At 71.9% G+C, this 15,313-nt stretch carries 14 protein-coding genes and 1 pseudogene; 9 read left to right on the top strand and 6 right to left on the bottom strand.

From position 1 onward, the window contains the following. Positions 1-2: 2 nt before the first annotated feature. A complete protein-coding gene (locus ACWPOB_RS27105) occupies positions 3-575 on the bottom strand; it encodes a DUF4126 domain-containing protein (RefSeq protein ID WP_289379360.1) in 573 nt (190 codons plus the stop codon). Between the two features lie 136 nt (positions 576-711). On the opposite strand from ACWPOB_RS27105, the gene ACWPOB_RS27110 reads away from it, so the two are divergent. Beyond that, a complete protein-coding gene (locus ACWPOB_RS27110; protein ID WP_455402713.1) occupies positions 712-2,097 on the top strand; it encodes a sigma 54-interacting transcriptional regulator in 1,386 nt (461 codons plus the stop codon). Then, positions 2,097-4,034, top strand: a complete 1,938-nt coding sequence (locus ACWPOB_RS27115; protein ID WP_455402714.1) for a VWA domain-containing protein — start codon at positions 2,097-2,099, stop codon at positions 4,032-4,034. Before ACWPOB_RS27110 ends, ACWPOB_RS27115 begins: the two co-directional genes overlap by 1 nt. 131 nt (positions 4,035-4,165) lie before the next feature. On the opposite strand, the gene ACWPOB_RS27120 is transcribed toward ACWPOB_RS27115, so the two are convergent. From ACWPOB_RS27120 to ACWPOB_RS27130, 3 genes are read right to left on the bottom strand one after another with little or no spacing between them, the layout of a single operon-like run. Beyond that, positions 4,166-5,332, bottom strand: a complete 1,167-nt coding sequence (locus ACWPOB_RS27120; RefSeq protein ID WP_100057206.1) for an MFS transporter — start codon at positions 5,330-5,332, stop codon at positions 4,166-4,168. 3 nt (positions 5,333-5,335) lie between these two features. After that, the gene (locus ACWPOB_RS27125; RefSeq protein ID WP_455402715.1) at positions 5,336-5,728 is read right to left on the bottom strand and encodes a hypothetical protein; all 393 of its coding nucleotides are present in this window, start codon (positions 5,726-5,728) and stop codon (positions 5,336-5,338) included. Positions 5,729-5,751: 23 nt separating this feature from the next. Then, positions 5,752-6,678 carry an AEC family transporter gene (locus ACWPOB_RS27130; protein WP_006945002.1) on the bottom strand — a complete coding sequence of 309 codons (927 nt, stop codon included), beginning with the start codon at positions 6,676-6,678 and terminating at the stop codon, positions 5,752-5,754. A gap of 194 nt (positions 6,679-6,872) precedes the next feature. On the opposite strand from ACWPOB_RS27130, the gene ACWPOB_RS27135 reads away from it, so the two are divergent. Next, complete coding sequence (locus ACWPOB_RS27135) at positions 6,873-7,031, top strand: hypothetical protein (RefSeq protein ID WP_455402716.1); 159 nt, start codon at positions 6,873-6,875, stop codon at positions 7,029-7,031. Positions 7,032-7,088: 57 nt separating this feature from the next. On the opposite strand, the gene ACWPOB_RS27140 is transcribed toward ACWPOB_RS27135, so the two are convergent. Then, positions 7,089-7,805, bottom strand: a complete 717-nt coding sequence (locus ACWPOB_RS27140) for a GntR family transcriptional regulator (RefSeq protein WP_006945000.1) — start codon at positions 7,803-7,805, stop codon at positions 7,089-7,091. A gap of 97 nt (positions 7,806-7,902) precedes the next feature. On the opposite strand from ACWPOB_RS27140, the gene ACWPOB_RS27145 reads away from it, so the two are divergent. The 6 genes from ACWPOB_RS27145 to ACWPOB_RS27170 are packed head-to-tail and all read left to right on the top strand — an operon-like array spanning position 7,903 to position 14,209. Next, positions 7,903-9,033, top strand: coding sequence for a TIGR03364 family FAD-dependent oxidoreductase (locus tag ACWPOB_RS27145; RefSeq protein ID WP_455402717.1), 1,131 nt, complete (start codon positions 7,903-7,905; stop codon positions 9,031-9,033). A 32-nt stretch (positions 9,034-9,065) separates the two neighbouring features. Beyond that, positions 9,066-9,743, top strand: a complete 678-nt coding sequence (locus ACWPOB_RS27150; protein WP_100057209.1) for a phosphonatase-like hydrolase — start codon at positions 9,066-9,068, stop codon at positions 9,741-9,743. Between the two features lie 30 nt (positions 9,744-9,773). After that, positions 9,774-10,736, top strand: a complete 963-nt coding sequence (locus ACWPOB_RS27155; RefSeq protein ID WP_455402718.1) for a phosphate/phosphite/phosphonate ABC transporter substrate-binding protein — start codon at positions 9,774-9,776, stop codon at positions 10,734-10,736. Position 10,737: 1 nt separating this feature from the next. Next, positions 10,738-11,622 (top strand): phosphonate ABC transporter ATP-binding protein, encoded by an 885-nt coding sequence (phnC, locus tag ACWPOB_RS27160; RefSeq protein ID WP_455402719.1) that lies wholly within the window; start codon positions 10,738-10,740, stop codon positions 11,620-11,622. After that, positions 11,619-13,220 carry a phosphonate ABC transporter, permease protein PhnE gene (gene phnE / locus ACWPOB_RS27165; RefSeq protein WP_455402720.1) on the top strand — a complete coding sequence of 534 codons (1,602 nt, stop codon included), beginning with the start codon at positions 11,619-11,621 and terminating at the stop codon, positions 13,218-13,220. Before phnC ends, phnE begins: the two co-directional genes overlap by 4 nt. Continuing rightward, a complete protein-coding gene (locus ACWPOB_RS27170; protein ID WP_455402721.1) occupies positions 13,196-14,209 on the top strand; it encodes a zinc-binding dehydrogenase in 1,014 nt (337 codons plus the stop codon). The genes phnE and ACWPOB_RS27170 overlap by 25 nt, the downstream gene beginning before the upstream one ends. Positions 14,210-14,240: 31 nt before the next feature. Here ACWPOB_RS27170 and ACWPOB_RS27175 read toward each other — a convergent pair. Then, positions 14,241-15,133, bottom strand: a pseudogene (locus tag ACWPOB_RS27175) (DUF559 domain-containing protein). Positions 15,134-15,313 lie beyond the last annotated feature (180 nt).

Raw genomic sequence — 15,313 nt, forward strand, 5'->3', positions numbered from 1 at the left:
GGTCAGCCCGTCCGCAGGCGGCTCAGCCGTCGGTATCCGCGGTGGACGGCCCACGCGAAGCCGGCGAGCAGGGGCACGACGAGCAGCGGGACGACGAGCGCGATCAACGACGTGACGAAGGAAAGCAGGTCGTCGAGCAGTGACAGTGCCGGGTTGCCGAGTCCCGCGGTCGTGACCGTGCTCGCCGCGCGGGTGCCGGTCTGCACCGTGCTCACCGCCATCGCGGTCGGGGCGCCGACGACGATGCCGGCGAGGGCCGCCATCGCCGGGTCGAGGTCGGCGAACGCGGCCCAGGCGGCGAGCGCGCCGGCGACGGGCCGCACGACGGTCGCGACGGCCGAGAGGACGTTGTCGACGAGGGGGACCAGGTCGGCGCCGATCTCGACGACGGTGGCGATCGCCAGGGCGACGAGTGCGCCCGTCGACCCGACCCACTGCATCGACTCGTTGAGCGCGATCCCGAACAGGCCGAAGTGCACCGCGGTGCCGAGCATCAGCAGCGGAAGAAAGGTGCGCAGGCCGGTGGCGGCGGCCAGCCCGAGGCCCAGCAGTGCCGCGAGGAGCCAGGTGTCCATGGCGGGAGTGTAGGGATCGCTGCCGACACCGGGAGCCGAACCGGGCCGGGCAGGCGCTCCCGCGCGGGGTTCCCGCCGCGGCGACGCGCCGCGGTTGCAGGTGCCGAAATCACCGAACGCTCGTACCTTGGGAGGGGTGACGTCACCCACAGTCAGGCCGTCCACCCTCGGAGAGCTGCGCGCCTCGGGCCACGTGCACCGCTCCGTCAAGGACGAGATCCGGCAGAACCTGCTCGCCGCCCTGCGCGACGGCATCGACCCGTGGCCGGGCATCGTCGGATTCGACGACACCGTCGTTCCACAACTCGAACGCGCCCTCCTCGCGGGCCACGACGTGGTGCTGCTCGGCGAACGCGGTCAGGGCAAGACCCGGTTGCTGCGCACCCTGCCCCTGCTGCTCGACGAGTGGACACCGGTGATCGCCGGTTCCGAGCTCGGGGAGCATCCCTACGACCCGATCACCCCCGCCTCGATCCGCCGAGCCGCCGAGCTCGGCGACGACCTGCCCGTCGCCTGGCGGCACCGCAGCGAGCGCTACGCCGAGAAGCTCGCCACCCCCGACACCTCCGTCGCCGACCTGGTCGGCGACGTCGACCCCGTCAAGGTGGCCGAGGGCCGCAGCCTCGGCGACCCCGAGACCATCCACTTCGGTCTCGTGCCCCGCGCCCACCGCGGCATCGTCGCCGTCAACGAGCTGCCCGACCTCGCCGAGCGCATCCAGGTCTCGCTGCTCAACGTGATGGAGGAGCGCGACATCCAGGTGCGGGGGTACACGCTGCGGCTCCCGCTCGACGTCCTGCTCGTCGCCAGCGCCAACCCGGAGGACTACACCAACCGAGGCCGGATCATCACTCCGCTCAAGGACCGGTTCGGCGCCGAGATCCGTACCCACTACCCGACGCAGCTCGACGACGAGATCGCCGTCATCGAGCAGGAGGCGCAGCTGCAGTCGCGGGTCCCGGACTTCCTGCTCGAGATCCTGGCCCGCTTCACCCGCCTGCTGCGCGAATCCACGTCGGTGGACCAGCGTTCCGGCGTGTCCGCGCGCTTCGCCGTCGCCGGCGCCGAGACCGTCGCGGCCGCCGCGATGCGCCGCGGGGCCGTGCTCGGCGAGGCCGATCCCGTCGCACGGCCCGTCGACCTCGGCACCGTCGTGGAGGTGCTGCGCGGCAAGGTCGAGTTCGAATCCGGCGAGGAGGGACGGGAATTCGAGGTGCTCGACCACCTGCTCCGGCGGGCCACGGCGGATGCCGCCCGCACCCGGCTGGCCGGGGTGGACCTCGGTCCGCTCGTCGCGGCCGTCGAGCAGGGCCGGCCGGTGGTGACCGGCGACCGGATCACCGCCAAGGCGCTGCTCGACGAGCTGCCCGACCTGCCCGCCCTCGACGTCGTCGCCGAACGGCTCGGCGCGGACGACATCGGAACCCGGGCTGCCGCCGTCGAACTCGCCCTCGAGGGCCTCTATCTGGCGCGGCGCATCGCCAAGCACGCCGACGACGACGGTGCCGCGGTGTACTCCTGATGAGCCGGGGCGCGCGGTACGGACCCTACGACGGCGGCGACCCGCTCGCCCCGCCGGTGGATCTGCGTGAGGCCCTCGCCGCCATCGGCGAGGACGTGCTGTCCGGCAGTTCGCCGCGGCGGGCGCTGCGGGAGCTGCTGCGCCGCGGGCACGGGTCCATGCGCGGCCTGGACCGGATTGCCGCGCAGGCGAATCGGCGTCGCAGGGACCTGTTGGACCGCACGAATCTCGACGGCACGCTGCGCGAGGTGCGCGAACTCCTCGACCGGGCCGTGCTCGAGGAACGCAAGGCGCTCGCGCGCGCTCTCGACGACGACGCCCGGTTCGCGGAGATGCGGATCGAGGAACTGCCCGCCTCCGCCGCCCAGGCCGTGCAGGAACTCGCCGACTACGACTGGCGCAGTTCGCAAGCCCGGGAGGACTACGAGAAGATCCGCGACCTGCTGGGGCGGGAGATGCTCGATCAGCGGTTCGCCGGGATGAAGCAGGCCCTCGAAGGCGCGACCGACGAGGGCCGCGAACGTGTGAACCGGATGCTCGAGGATCTGAACGATCTGCTGGACAAGCATTCCCGCGGGGAGGACACCCCGGAGGACTTCGAGCAGTTCATGGCCGAGCACGGCGATTTCTTCCCGGAGAACCCCCGCAACGTGGAGGAACTGCTCGACTCGCTGGCCCAGCGCGCGGCGGCGGCGCAGCGGCTGCGCAACTCGCTCAGCCAGGAACAGCGGGACGAACTCGACGCCCTCGCCCAGCAGGCGTTCGGCTCGCCGAGCCTGATGTCGCAGCTCGACCGCCTCGACTCACACCTGCGCGCCGCCCGTCCCGGCGAGGACTGGACCGGGTCGGAGCGGTTCCGCGGCGACCAGGGCATGGGCCTCGGCGAAGCGACCGGGGCGCTGCAGGACGTTGCCGAACTCGACGCGCTCGCCGAGCAGCTCTCCCAGCAATACGCCGGGGCCTCCCTCGACGACATCGACCTCGACGCGCTGGCCCGCCAGCTCGGCGACGAGGCCGCGGCCGACGCGCGCATGCTCGCCCAGCTCGAGAAGGAACTGCAGCGGCAGGGGTTCTTCGACCGCGGCGCCGACGGGCAGTGGCGACTGTCGCCCAAGGCGATGCGCGAACTCGGCCGGACCGCGCTGCGTGACGTCATGGACCAGCTGTCCACCCGCGGCGGGCAGCGCGAGACCCGCCGTGCGGGGGCCACGGGCGAGCCCACCGGGGCGTCGCGCCCGTGGGAGTTCGGCGACACGGAGCCGTGGGACGTCGTGCGCACCCTCACCAACGCCACCCTGCGCGCCCCTGCGCGAATCCCGGTGCGGATGGACGTCACCGACGTCGAGGTCGTCGAGACCGAGCAGCGCACCCAGGCCGCGGTGGCGCTGCTGGTGGACACCTCGTTCTCGATGGTGATGGACGGTCGATGGGTGCCGATGAAGCGCACGGCACTGGCCCTCAACCACCTGGTCTCGACCCGGTTCCGCGGTGACGCGCTGCAGCTGATCGCGTTCGGCCGGCACGCTCGCGTCGTCACCGCCACCGAACTCGCCGGGCTGGACGGGGTCTACGAGCAGGGCACCAACCTGCATCATGCGCTGATGCTGGCCGGCCGGCACCTGCGCCGGCACTCCAACGCCCAGCCGGTGGTGCTGGTGGTGACCGATGGCGAACCCACCGCGCACCTCGAGGCGGACGGCTACGCGGCGTTCGACTATCCACCCAGCGCCCGCACCCTGGGGATGACGGTCCGCGAACTCGATCATCTCGCCCGCGCCGGTGCGCACGTGACGATCTTCCGGCTCGGCGACGATCCCGGCCTGGCGCGGATCGTCGACCGTATGGCGCGGCGGGTCGGTGGGCGGGTCGTCGCGCCCGACGTCGACGGACTCGGCGCCGCCGTCGTCGGTGACTACGTGCGGATGCGCCGGCGGTGACTATGTGCGGATGCGCCGGCGGTGACTATGTGCGGCTGCGCCGGCGGTGACTATGTGCGGCTGCGCCGGCGGTGACGCGGCCGTGCGCGGTTCCGGTAGTGGGTGCTACCGAAAACGCGCACGGGTGGTGTCTACCTGCGCAGCGCCCGCCACGTGCTCACCGCGGCAGCCGACAGCAGTCCCGCGGTCACCAGGAACACCGATGCGGTGCCGGCGACCCCGGCGATCGCGCCGGCTGCCAACGGCACCGACACCTGGCCGAGACGGTTGCCGGTGAGGCGTACCGCCAGCGCCGACGCCCGGTCCGCCGGTGCCACCAGTTCGACCACCCACGTCATGGTCAGCGGCTGCCCGAAACCCCAGAAGGCGCCGCAGATCGCCAGGAGCGCGCCCAGCGCCCACGGGTCGGGCAGAAACGGCAGGGCCGCGACGGGCAGCGCAGTGCACGCCGTCGCCGACAGCAGCAGACGTCGCCGCGGGATCGTCCGCAGCGCCCACGGCAGCACCGCGCGCGAGACGATCGACGCGACGGTGCGGGCGGTGAGCAGGGCCGACACGAGCAGCACCCCGAATCCGAACTCCTCACCGAGCAGCGGCAGGTACGCGACGACGATGTCCACGGACGCCAGCACCACGAGGCTCGAGAACATCGCGGGCTTCATGCCGCGCGTGCGCAGCATCGACAGCACCGACTGCGGGGGCGCGTCGTCCGGGGTGCGTCCGGAGCCGGGTGGTTCACGCAAGCCGACGACGAACGGCAGGGCCATCGCGGCCAGAACCGTCATCACGAGCAGAGCCGGCGTGGTCTCGACGGTCTCGCCGTTGCTCGCCGCAGCGATCACGCCGGCGAGCGGCACCCCGATCGCCTGACCGACCGACACCCCGAGGGTGATGCCCGCGAAGCCGCGATCGAGCTCGCCCGGCGGCGACAGGATCGACACGAACGCCTGCCCGGACACCGTCACCAGGAGCTGACCGAGACCCAGGACGGCGTTGCCGAGACCGAGCACCAGCAGGCCCGGGCTGAGGGCGATGATCAGCGCACCGGCCACCGACACGACCACGCCGCCCCGAAGGATTCCGGCCGCGTGCCGGCGGTCGACGGCCCGGCCGAGTGGCACCGCGAGCACCAGCGGAACGAGGGCGAACAGGGCCGTCACCACGCCGATCACGGCCGCGTCGCCGCCGAGGGCGAGAACGCGGTAGGAGACGAGAACGCGCACCGACTGGAACGTCGCGTGCAGCAGCGCCGTCGCCGTGCACAGGAGCAGCAGCCAGTGCCGGGGGGTGCGGGCCATCGATCAGCCGGCCGTCACGATCCGGTCGGCGAGCGGTGCCCGCAGCGTCAGTTCGAGCACACCGGTGACGGCGATCATGATGCACGCCCGGTCCACCGCCTCGGGCAGGGTGCCGCCGCGCAGCGCCACCGTCACGGTGGTGCCGGACTCGGTGACGGTGGCGTCGACCCCGAAACACTCGGGTGTGCCGGTCTCGAAGTGGACGGCGATGCGGTCGCCGCCGACGCGGGTCCACGACTGTATCGGGATCGGGTGCGGGTCGACGAGATCGTCGCGGGCCGTGAAGACCGTTGCCCCCTCCGGCGTCGGCGCCTCGGGCAGGGCGGGGACGCCGGCGCCGCCCGGACCGCACGCGACGGCCAGGACGCAGCAGGCGGCGAGCAGCAGCAATCGCATGGGTCTCAACCTAGCCGTGCCCGTCATGCCAGCAGTGCGGCGACGACGCCGATCGCGGGTATCGAGGCGAGCGTGGTGACCAGCGCGGCGTCGCGGGCGAGCACCATGCCGCGGCCGTAGCGGCTGGCGTAGACGAACACGTTCTGTGCGGTCGGCAGCGTCGCCACCACGACGATCGCGAAGAGCTCGTGCCCGTCGAGGCCCATCAGGTGGCGGGCCATGACGTAGGCGAGGACGGGCTGCACCACGATCTTGAGCACCGAGGCGAGCGCGACGTCGCGCCGTGGGCTCGTGCCCTTTTCGAGCACCCGCACGCCCTGGAGCGACAGGCCGAACGCGAGCAGGGCACCCGGCACCGAGGCGCCGCCGAGCAGGTGGAACGGCTGCATCAGCGCGGTGGGCAGCGTCCAGCCGGCGACGGCGACGGTGAGCCCGGCCGCACCGGCCAGCACGATGGGGTTCTTGAACGGGGCGGTGATCGTCTCCATCCGGGACGCGCCGGCGCGCATCGTGGACAGGTCCAGCATCGTCAACGCGATGGGGGAGAACAGCACGATCTGGAACAGCAGCAGCGGCGCGACGAACGACGCGTCGCCGAGGACGAACACCGCGATCGGGATGCCGAGGTTGGCGGAGTTGACGTACGAGGCGGCCAGCGCGCCGATCGTCAGTTCCGGCAGGGGCCGGCGCAGCCACAGCTTCGCGACGACGAGGTAGAGCGCGGCGACGGCGAACGCCGTGGCTGCCGCGACGTACAGGGTGGGGGAGAAGATCACCGACAGGTCGGAGGTGGCCAGCGAGTCGAACAGCAGCGCGGGGGTGGCGACGAAGAACACCATCCGGCTGAGCACGAACTGGCCCTCGGGTCCGAGCGTGCCGGTGCGGCCGAGCGCGAATCCGATCGCGATGATCACGAAGATGACGCTGAATCCCGCGATCACGCCCGACACCGACCGTCACAACCCTTCGTCACCACACGACACTCAGGCGCTGCACGCCAGACCGAAAACCTTACCGGCGGTAACGGCACCGCGGCTCACCGGGCGTGCCGGGCAGGCGGGCGTCCCTGCTGCCGCGGCCCGGGCGACGATGCGGGTCGGAGCCCGGCCGGGCATCGGGGCCGAAAGTCTGCGATGCTGAAAAAATGCCGACCGACCCGATTTTTTATCTCCCGGCCAACGTCATCGCGCTGGCTCAGCATCCGCGCTACCAGCATGCCGACTGGACGATCTCGGAGCGGCTGATGCGACGGCAGGAACTGGTCCTGCAGCATCTCGGCGTGTGCGGCGACGACGGTTCCTGAGGTGATCCGGGCCCCGAGGACGGGCGCACCTCGGGGCAGCCGTGCTCCGCGGCGGACTCAGGGCGTCACCGTGGCGACGAACGTCATCCGGTCCCCGCGGTAGAGCGACCGCCGCTGCTCGATCGGCGCGTCGTGCTGGTCGTAGGAAACGCGGTTGAGCAGGAGCATGGGCGTGCGGATGTCGGCGTCGAGGAGTGCCGCCTCGCGGGCGTCGGGCAGGGTGGTCTCGATGTACTCGACCGCGCGCGCGAAGGTGATGCCGCGCGCGCGGATCGCCGCGTACAGCGACGACGTGGAGTCGAAGCTGTCGACGAGTCCCGGATAGCGATCAGCGGGCAGGCGCGTCCGTTCGAGTCCGACGCGGACGCCGTCGGTGAGCAGGACGCGTTCGAGTTCGAGGACGGGGTCGCCGACGGCGATCGCGAGCACCTCGGCGAGGTCGGGGTCGGCGGCGAGGTCGGTCCAGCCGACGAGAATGCGTCCCGCGCTGCGGCCCTCCGCGAGTGCGGCCTCGGTGTAGGAGCCGATGATCAGCGGTTGCAGGATCTTGGGCTTCGCGACGACGGTGCCCCGGCCGCGGCGTTCGATGCGGCCGTCGACGAGGAGTTCGCGCAGTGCCTGGCGGACGGTCTCCCGGGCCACGTCGAACCGGGTGGCGAGGTCGCGCTCGGAGGGCACCGGGTCGCCGACGGAGAGCTCGTCGAGCAGGGCGTCGACCTGATGCCGCACGATCTGGTGCTTGGGAACCCGGGCCTCGCGAGCGGTTGCTGTCACGCTCGAAGCGTACCGGATTTTGGTCTATACCAATTGTTCACCGCGCGTTCGCCTGCCGTCCCCTCATTGGTCTAGACCATCACTCAGGCTCGGGGTCATGCGAATCCTGATCATCGGCGGCGGCATTCTGGGCACCGCCCACGCCGACGCCGCCGTCCGCCGCGGACACGACGTCGTTCACCTCGAACGCGAACCGGAGGCCCGGGGCGCCACCGTCCGCAACTTCGGCCTCGTGTGGGTCTCCGGGCGTACCGAGGGCGAACTGGCTGCCACCCTGCGCTCCCGCGAGTTGTGGGCCGACCTCGGCGCCCGCGTCCCCGGCATCGGTTTCCGGGCGAACGGATCGATCACCCTTCTTCGCAGCGACGCCGAGGTGGCCGTCGCCCGGGAGGCCGCCGGCCGCGCCGACGCCCGTGACCGGGGCTTCACCCTGCTCGAGCCCGAGGCGGTCCGCCAGCTCAATCCCGCCCTGCGCGGCAAGTTCGCCGCCGGTCTGCACTGCAGCACCGACGCCGCCGTCGAATCCCGCGTCGCCCTGCCCGCGATCCGGTGGCACCTCGCCACCTCCGGGCGGTATCGATTCCGGCCGGAAACCGAGGCGCGCACCGTGACCCGCACCGCCCACGGCACCGTGCAGGTGCGCGACGACCACGGCACCGTCCACGAGACCGACCTCGTGCTCGTGTGCCCCGGAGCGACCCTGTCCGGTCTCGCCCGCGAACTCGGCGGCGACCTGCCCCTGCGCCGCGTGCGATTGCAGATGATGCAGACCGCGCCGCTGGGCGAGACGCTCACCACGTCCGTCGCCGACGGCGACAGCCTGCGCTACTACCCGGGATTCGCCGGGGCCGCGCTGGAGGAGCTGAAGGCGCGCGAACCGCAGACGCTCACCGCCGAGCAGCACCGCATGCAGCTGCTGTGCGTGCAGCGCCTGGACGGCGGGCTCACTCTCGGCGACACCCACGAGTACGACGAACCGTTCGCCTTCGACGTCGACGAGGCCCCGTACGAGCACCTCGTCACCGTCGCGGAGGAACTGCTCGGACGCCGGCTCCCGCCGGTCGTGCGGCGCTGGGCCGGGGTCTACAGCCAGTGCCTCGATCCCACCGAACTCGTCCACCGTGCCCGCGTCGACGACGACATCTGGATCATTGCCGGACCGGGCGGCCGCGGCATGACCCTCGGCCCCTACCTCGGCGAGCGGACCGCCGATCTCCTCGAGCTCTGAACATCCTCTCCCGCAACGATTCCGGAGTAGCAATGACTGTCATCCGACTGGCCGTGCTCGACATGGCCGGCACCACCGTCGCCGACGGCGGCCTCGTTCTCCGCGCCTTCGACGCGGCCGCCACCAGCGTCGGACTGCCCACCGACGGGCCCGAACGCGACGCCGCCCGGCGCTACGTCCTCGACACGATGGGCCGGTCCAAGATCGTCGTCTTCCGGTCCTTGTTCGGCTCCGAGGAACGGGCCCGCGCCGCGAACGCCGCCTTCGAACGGGCCTACGACGAATTCGTCGACGCCGGCGAGGTCGAGCCGATCCCCGGGGCCGCCGAGGCGATCACCAGGTTGCGCGACGCCGGTGTCGCCGTGGCCCTCACCACCGGCTTCAGCCGCGCCACCCAGGACCGGTTGCTCGCCGCCCTCGGCTGGGAGGACCTCGCCGATCTCACCCTCGCGCCGTCCGATGCCGGTCGCGGCCGGCCGTACCCCGACCTGGTGCTCACCGCACTGCTGCGCGCCGAGATCGACGACGTTCGCGAGGTCGCCGTGGTCGGCGACACCGTGGGCGACATGCTCTCCGGCCGCCGCGCCGGTGCCTCCGTCGTCGCCGGCACCCGCACCGGCGCCCACGACGAACAGGCGCTGCGCGACGCCGGGGCCACCCACATCGTCGGTTCCGTCGCCGACCTGCCCGATCTGCTCCTGCAGTCCTGACAGACACCCCGACCCCGAGGACTTCCCGACATGCACTTCTCCAGCCGAACGGTCGCCGCGACCGCGCTCGCGACCGGCCTCGCTCTCACCCTCACCGCCTGCGGCGGCTCCGATCCCGACGCCGTCAACGCCCAGGGCTTCCCCGAGAAGCTCACCCTGGCTGCGATTCCCGCCGAGAACTCGGCGGACCTGCAGGCCGGTTACGACCCGCTCATCGCGCTCCTCGAGCGCGAGACCGGTGCCGAGGTCGAGTTCGTGCAGGCCTCCGACTACGCCGGCGTGGTCGAGGGCATCATCGCCGACAACGTCGACCTCGCCTTCTTCGGCCCGTTCGCCTACGTCGTGGCGGGCGTCAACGGCGCCGATGTCAGCCCGCTCGGCGCCGTCGTCCAGGACGCCGGCGGCGAGCCGGGTTACCGGTCCTACGGCCTCACCCGCTCCGACAACACCGAGATCGACGGCATCGACGACTTCGCCGGCAAGGACGTGTGCTTCGTGGACCCGGGATCCACGTCCGGATTCCTCTACCCCTCCGCGGGACTCATCGAGGCCGGCGTCGTCGAATCCGGCACCGAGCAGGCCGTCGCCGCCGGTGTGAACCCGATCTACGCGGGCGGCCACGACGCCTCGGCCCTCGCGATCGCCGCCGGCGACTGCGATGCCGGATTCGCCTTCGACACCATGGTCGACGAGACCATGATCGCCAGCGGCGACCTGAAGGAAGGCGAACTGAAGAAGGTCTGGGAGTCCGAGACGATCGCCGGCTCGCTGTTCGTGGCGAGCAACTCGCTCGGTGCCGACACCGTCGACCGGCTCCGCACGATCTTCGTCGACAAGGCCAACGCCGATCACATGCGCGCCGCGGGACTGTGCGACGGCGAGTGCCGCATCACCGACGAACGGGCGTGGGGCGTCGTCGCCGCGACCGACGCCGACTACGAGGGTGTGCGCGAGGTGTGTGCCCTGACCGAGTCCGACAAGTGCAAGGGCTGAGTTGAACAGCGATCACACCGTCGCGGGCGACGACGACCCCACCGTCGCGGGCGACGACGACCCCACCGTCGCGGGCGACGACGACCCCACCGTCGCGGGCGATGATGTCGTCGTCTCCGCCCGTCGCGTCACGAAGAAGTTCGGCGACACCGTGGCTCTCGACGGTGTCGACCTCGAGGTGCACCGCAGCGAACTCGTCGTACTGCTGGGCCTGTCCGGCTCCGGCAAGTCGACGCTGCTGCGCTGCCTCAACGGTCTGCACAGTGTCACCGACGGGGCCGTGGAGGTGGCCGGCACCCGCGTCGATCTGGCGTCCCGCGCCGAGCTGCGCATGCTGCGGCGGGAGGTCGGGTTCGTCTTCCAGCACTTCAACCTCGTCGGCCGGCTCAGCTGCCTCGAGAACGTCCTCGTCGGCGGGCTCGGGCGCCTGCGCCTGCCCCGCTACGGCGCCGCGACGTACCCGAAGCGGATGCGCACCGAGGCCCTCGCCCACCTCGACCGCGTGGGGCTGGCCGACCTCGCGGATCGTCGCGCCGACACCCTCTCCGGTGGGCAGCAGCAACGGGTCGCGATCGCGCGGACGCTGATGCAGCGTCCCACCGTCCTGCTGGCCGACGAACCGGTCGCGTCCCTCGACCCCGAGAACGCCGGGGTGGTGATGGACCTGCTCTTCCGCGTGTGCATGGAGGACAAGCTCACCGTCGTGTGCACCCTGCACCAGGTGGACCTTGCGCTGGGCTGGGCCCACCGGATCGTCGGCCTGCGCGGCGGACGGAAGGTGCTCGACCGGCCGGCCGTGGAGCTGAGCAGGGGTGAGACCATGGACATCTATCGGCGGGTCGACCCGGCCGTCCGGCCGGCCTCGGCGCCGACGGGACCGTCGTGAGCACCGCCCTCGCTCCGTCGCCGCCCGACCGCGTCGGGCGGCGCCTGCCGCGGCCGGCCGTCCGCCGCCGGCGTCTGCTGGGAACGTGCGCGGCCGTCGCGCTCCTCGCCGTCCTGGTCTCCGCCCACTACATCGACTTCGCCCCTGCGGCACTGCTCGACGGGCTCGACGACGTCGCCGGCCTGCTCGGCCGCATGCTGCCACCGACCCTCGACGATCCGGGCCGGATCTGGAAACTCGCCCTCGACACGCTGCTGATGGCGGTGCTCGGGACGGTGCTCGCGACCGTCGCGTCGGTGCCGCTGGCCTTCCTGGCCGCCCGCAACACCACCCCGCACCCCGTCGTGTACACGGCGGCGCGCGCGGTGATCACCTTCTGCCGGGCGGTGCCGGACCTGCTGTTCGCGGTGCTGTTCGTCCGCGCCCTCGGCATCGGTGTCCTGCCCGGCGTGCTCGCGCTCGCGCTGCATTCCATCGGCATGCTCGGCAAGCTGTTCGCCGACGCCGTCGAGCAGACCGATCCCGGACCACGGGAGGCGGTACGCAGCACGGGTGCAGGCTATGTCCGCGAGATGCTCAATGCCGTGGTGCCCCAGGTGGTTCCGTCCTGGATGGGTACCTTCGTCTACCGCATCGACATCAACCTGCGCACCTCCGTCGTGCTCGGTTTCGTCGGCGCCGGCGGCATCGGGTTCGCGCTCCAGGACGCCCTGCGCGGACTGGTGTATCCGCGGGCGTTGGGCATCGTGTGCGTGATCCTCGCGATCATCGCCGCGATGGAGGTGCTCGCGGTCGTCGTCCGGCGGGTTCTGCTGGCACCCTCCGTTCCGGATCCGCGCCGGGAAAGGGCCGCGCGACTCATCTTCTCCGGCACGGTCGCCGCCGCCACGATCGGTGCACTGATCAGCCTGCGTATCGACCCGCGTGCGCTGGTCACGTGGATCGGCCCGTCGCTCGAGGTGTTCACCCGGCTGCTCCCGCCGGACTTCACGGCGGTCGGCGGCAGGCTGCTCGACGCCGTCCTGCAAACCCTCGCGATCGGTGCGGTCGCCACGGCCGCCGGGATCGTGCTCTCCCTGCCGTTCGGGATACTCGCCGCCCGCAACGTGTCCCCGAACCCGGCTGTGTACTGGTCGGCCCGCTCGGTGATCCTGTTCGTCCGCGCGGTGCCCGAGCTGATCCTCGCGGTGATCTTCGTCGCCGCGATCGGCCTCGGCCCCGTCGCGGGGGCGTGCGCCCTCGCTCTCGGATCCGTGGGATTCCTCGGCAAACTCGTGGCGGACGCAGTCGAGGAGATCGATCCCGGGCCGGTCGAGGCGGTGCGGGCCGTCGGCGGGGGCTGGTGGAAGACGTTGTTCGCGGCGGTGATTCCGCAGGCGGTGCCGTCCGTCATCGGCTCGAGCCTCTACCTGCTCGACGTCAACATTCGCACCTCGACGGTGCTCGGCATCGTCGGCGCCGGCGGCGTCGGCTTCCTGCTGTTCGAGGCGATCCGAACCCTGAACTTCGAGTTCGCCGGAGCGATCGTGATCATCGTGTTCGCCGTCGTCTACCTGATCGAAAGGATGTCGGGATGGATCCGGTCGCTGGTGGTCTGACGCGCGCGGCCGTGTGGACGGGCGACGGCGTCGACGTGCGCGACGTCCCCGTCCCGCGCCTCGGTGCCGGGGAACTGCTGGTGCGTGTCCGGCTCGCAACCGTGTGCGGCAGCGATCTGCACACCGTCGCCGGACGGCGGCCCGGGCCGCGGCCGTCGGTGCTGGGGCACGAAGCCGTCGGTGACGTCGTCGCGGCCGGTCCCGGTGCCGGGACCGTCGTCGGCACGCGCGTCGTGTGGACTGTCACGGCATCGTGCGGCGCGTGCGACAGGTGCGTGTCCGGACGGACCGCCAAGTGCCGGGCCGTGCGCAAGGTGGGGCACGAACCGTTCGACGGCGACTGGGCGTTGTCGGGCGGCTTCGCCCACCACATCGTGCTGCCGGCCGGGGTGGGCGTGGTCCGGGTGCCGGACTCGGTGCCGGACGTCGTCGTGGCCCCGGCGGCATGTGCGACGGCGACGGCGGTCGCCGCTGTCGAGGCGGCCGGTGACGTCGCCGGCCGGCGGGTGCTGGTGTGCGGTGCCGGCCTGCTCGGGGTCACCGCGATCGCGCTGTGCGCGGAGGCCGGTGCCGATGTGCGCGTCGCCGACCCGGATGCGGAACGGATCGCGGTGGCCGAGCGGTTCGGGGCACTCGGCGACGAGGGCGGCCCCGTCGACGTCGCGCTCGACTTCTCCGGATCCGTCGCGGCGGTGGGGGAGTGCCTGCACCGGCTCGACGTCGGGGGCCGCCTCGTGCTGGCCGGGTCCGTGACACCGGGTCCTTCGGTGCCCCTCGATCCCGAGGCCGTCGTGCGGGGGTGGCTCACCGTCACCGGAGTCCACAACTACGAGCCCACCCACCTCCGTCGTGCCGTGGCGTTCCTGACCCGCACGGCCGGCACGTACCCGTGGGACGAACTCGTCGCCGAACCGGTCCGGCTGGACGATCTCGCGGACGCTCTGCGTCGGCCCGCCGCTCCCGCCCTGCGCGCGTCCGTCGCCCCGTGAGCGCGCACTTCTCGTGGCGACACGCCGTGAGTCAGCGCGAATTGTGCGCACTCGGCGGTCGGACGGGAGCGCCTGCCGCTCGAAGCCGCATCCGCACGCGTCCACGACCGATGCGGGGCGCAGGCGCAGTTGTTCGGAGTTGACGCGGACCACGGACCAGCCCAGCGCCGCGAATGCCTCGTATCGTTCGATGTCCTTAGTGCGCTGTCGCTCGTCCGTCCAGTGATGGATGCCGTCGTACTCGACGACGGTGCGCCATTGCTTCCAGCCCAGGTCGGCCCACCCCAGGATGCGTCCGTCCCCGCCAACGACCGGGACCTGGGTGCTGGGGCGGGGTAGGCCGCCGCGCACGAGAAGCAGCCGTACTCGCGTCTCCGGGGGCGACTCGGCTCCGGGGTCGACCAGTGGGAGCGCCTGCCTCAGCCGCCGCACGCCGCGGGCGCCGCTGTGCCGATCGGCCAGTTCGGCGACACGCGCAGGATCCAAGCGGGTGGCCCGGCACAGCGCGTCGAGCTGTTCGACCGCGGTATCCAGGACGAGACGACGGCCGAGATCGAACGCGGTTCGGGCCGGAGACGTCACTCGCATGTCTGCCAGCGTGCACACTTCGTCGTCGAGGATCGTCTCGGCGTGCACGACGACCCCGGCCGTACCCCGGCGGCTACCGCGTCGGATCAGTTCGGCGGGCGCGGTCGCGTCGATCCATCGGCTGCCGAACAGAGCAGCGGCCGAGTAGCCGGCCAGCACGCCGTCGCCTCCCGCCCAGAGCCATGCGGCCCGTGCGCGGCCGTACGGTGTGACGGCCGCGTCCCGGTGGATGTACACGTCCCGGTGTACGCGCCGGAAGCGCCGAAGTTGGTGCGGTGTGAGAAGGCCCGCCCGTACGGCCTGCGTTCCCAGGAACGGTTCGTCGATTTCCCCCATGATCGCCGAGGATGCCCGGTGACCGTGCGGGAGGGAACCGCGATCGCGACGGCCTGTGGACAACTCGCGCGAGTGTGCACATCTTGGGACGACACACCGGGATCGGCCACGAGAACTGCGCACTCGACGGTCCCCAGATGCGACGAGGGTCGCGGGGGAACGCGCCCGCGCAACCCTCGT

It is taken from the genome of Rhodococcus sp. 2H158 (assembly GCF_053764755.1).

What these genes read in the sequence shown, in the direction of transcription:
- ACWPOB_RS27105 (WP_289379360.1), bottom strand. Translation starts at nt 575, where the DNA reads ATGGACACCTGGCTCCTCGCGGCACTGCTGGGCCTCGGGCTGGCCGCC.
- ACWPOB_RS27115 (WP_455402714.1), top strand. Translation starts at nt 2,097, where the DNA reads ATGAGCCGGGGCGCGCGGTACGGACCCTACGACGGCGGCGACCCGCTC.
- ACWPOB_RS27120 (WP_100057206.1), bottom strand. Translation starts at nt 5,332, where the DNA reads ATGGCCCGCACCCCCCGGCACTGGCTGCTGCTCCTGTGCACGGCGACG.
- ACWPOB_RS27125 (WP_455402715.1), bottom strand. Translation starts at nt 5,728, where the DNA reads ATGCGATTGCTGCTGCTCGCCGCCTGCTGCGTCCTGGCCGTCGCGTGC.
- ACWPOB_RS27135 (WP_455402716.1), top strand. Translation starts at nt 6,873, where the DNA reads ATGCCGACCGACCCGATTTTTTATCTCCCGGCCAACGTCATCGCGCTG.
- ACWPOB_RS27145 (WP_455402717.1), top strand. Translation starts at nt 7,903, where the DNA reads ATGCGAATCCTGATCATCGGCGGCGGCATTCTGGGCACCGCCCACGCC.
- ACWPOB_RS27150 (WP_100057209.1), top strand. Translation starts at nt 9,066, where the DNA reads ATGACTGTCATCCGACTGGCCGTGCTCGACATGGCCGGCACCACCGTC.
- ACWPOB_RS27155 (WP_455402718.1), top strand. Translation starts at nt 9,774, where the DNA reads ATGCACTTCTCCAGCCGAACGGTCGCCGCGACCGCGCTCGCGACCGGC.
- ACWPOB_RS27170 (WP_455402721.1), top strand. Translation starts at nt 13,196, where the DNA reads ATGGATCCGGTCGCTGGTGGTCTGACGCGCGCGGCCGTGTGGACGGGC.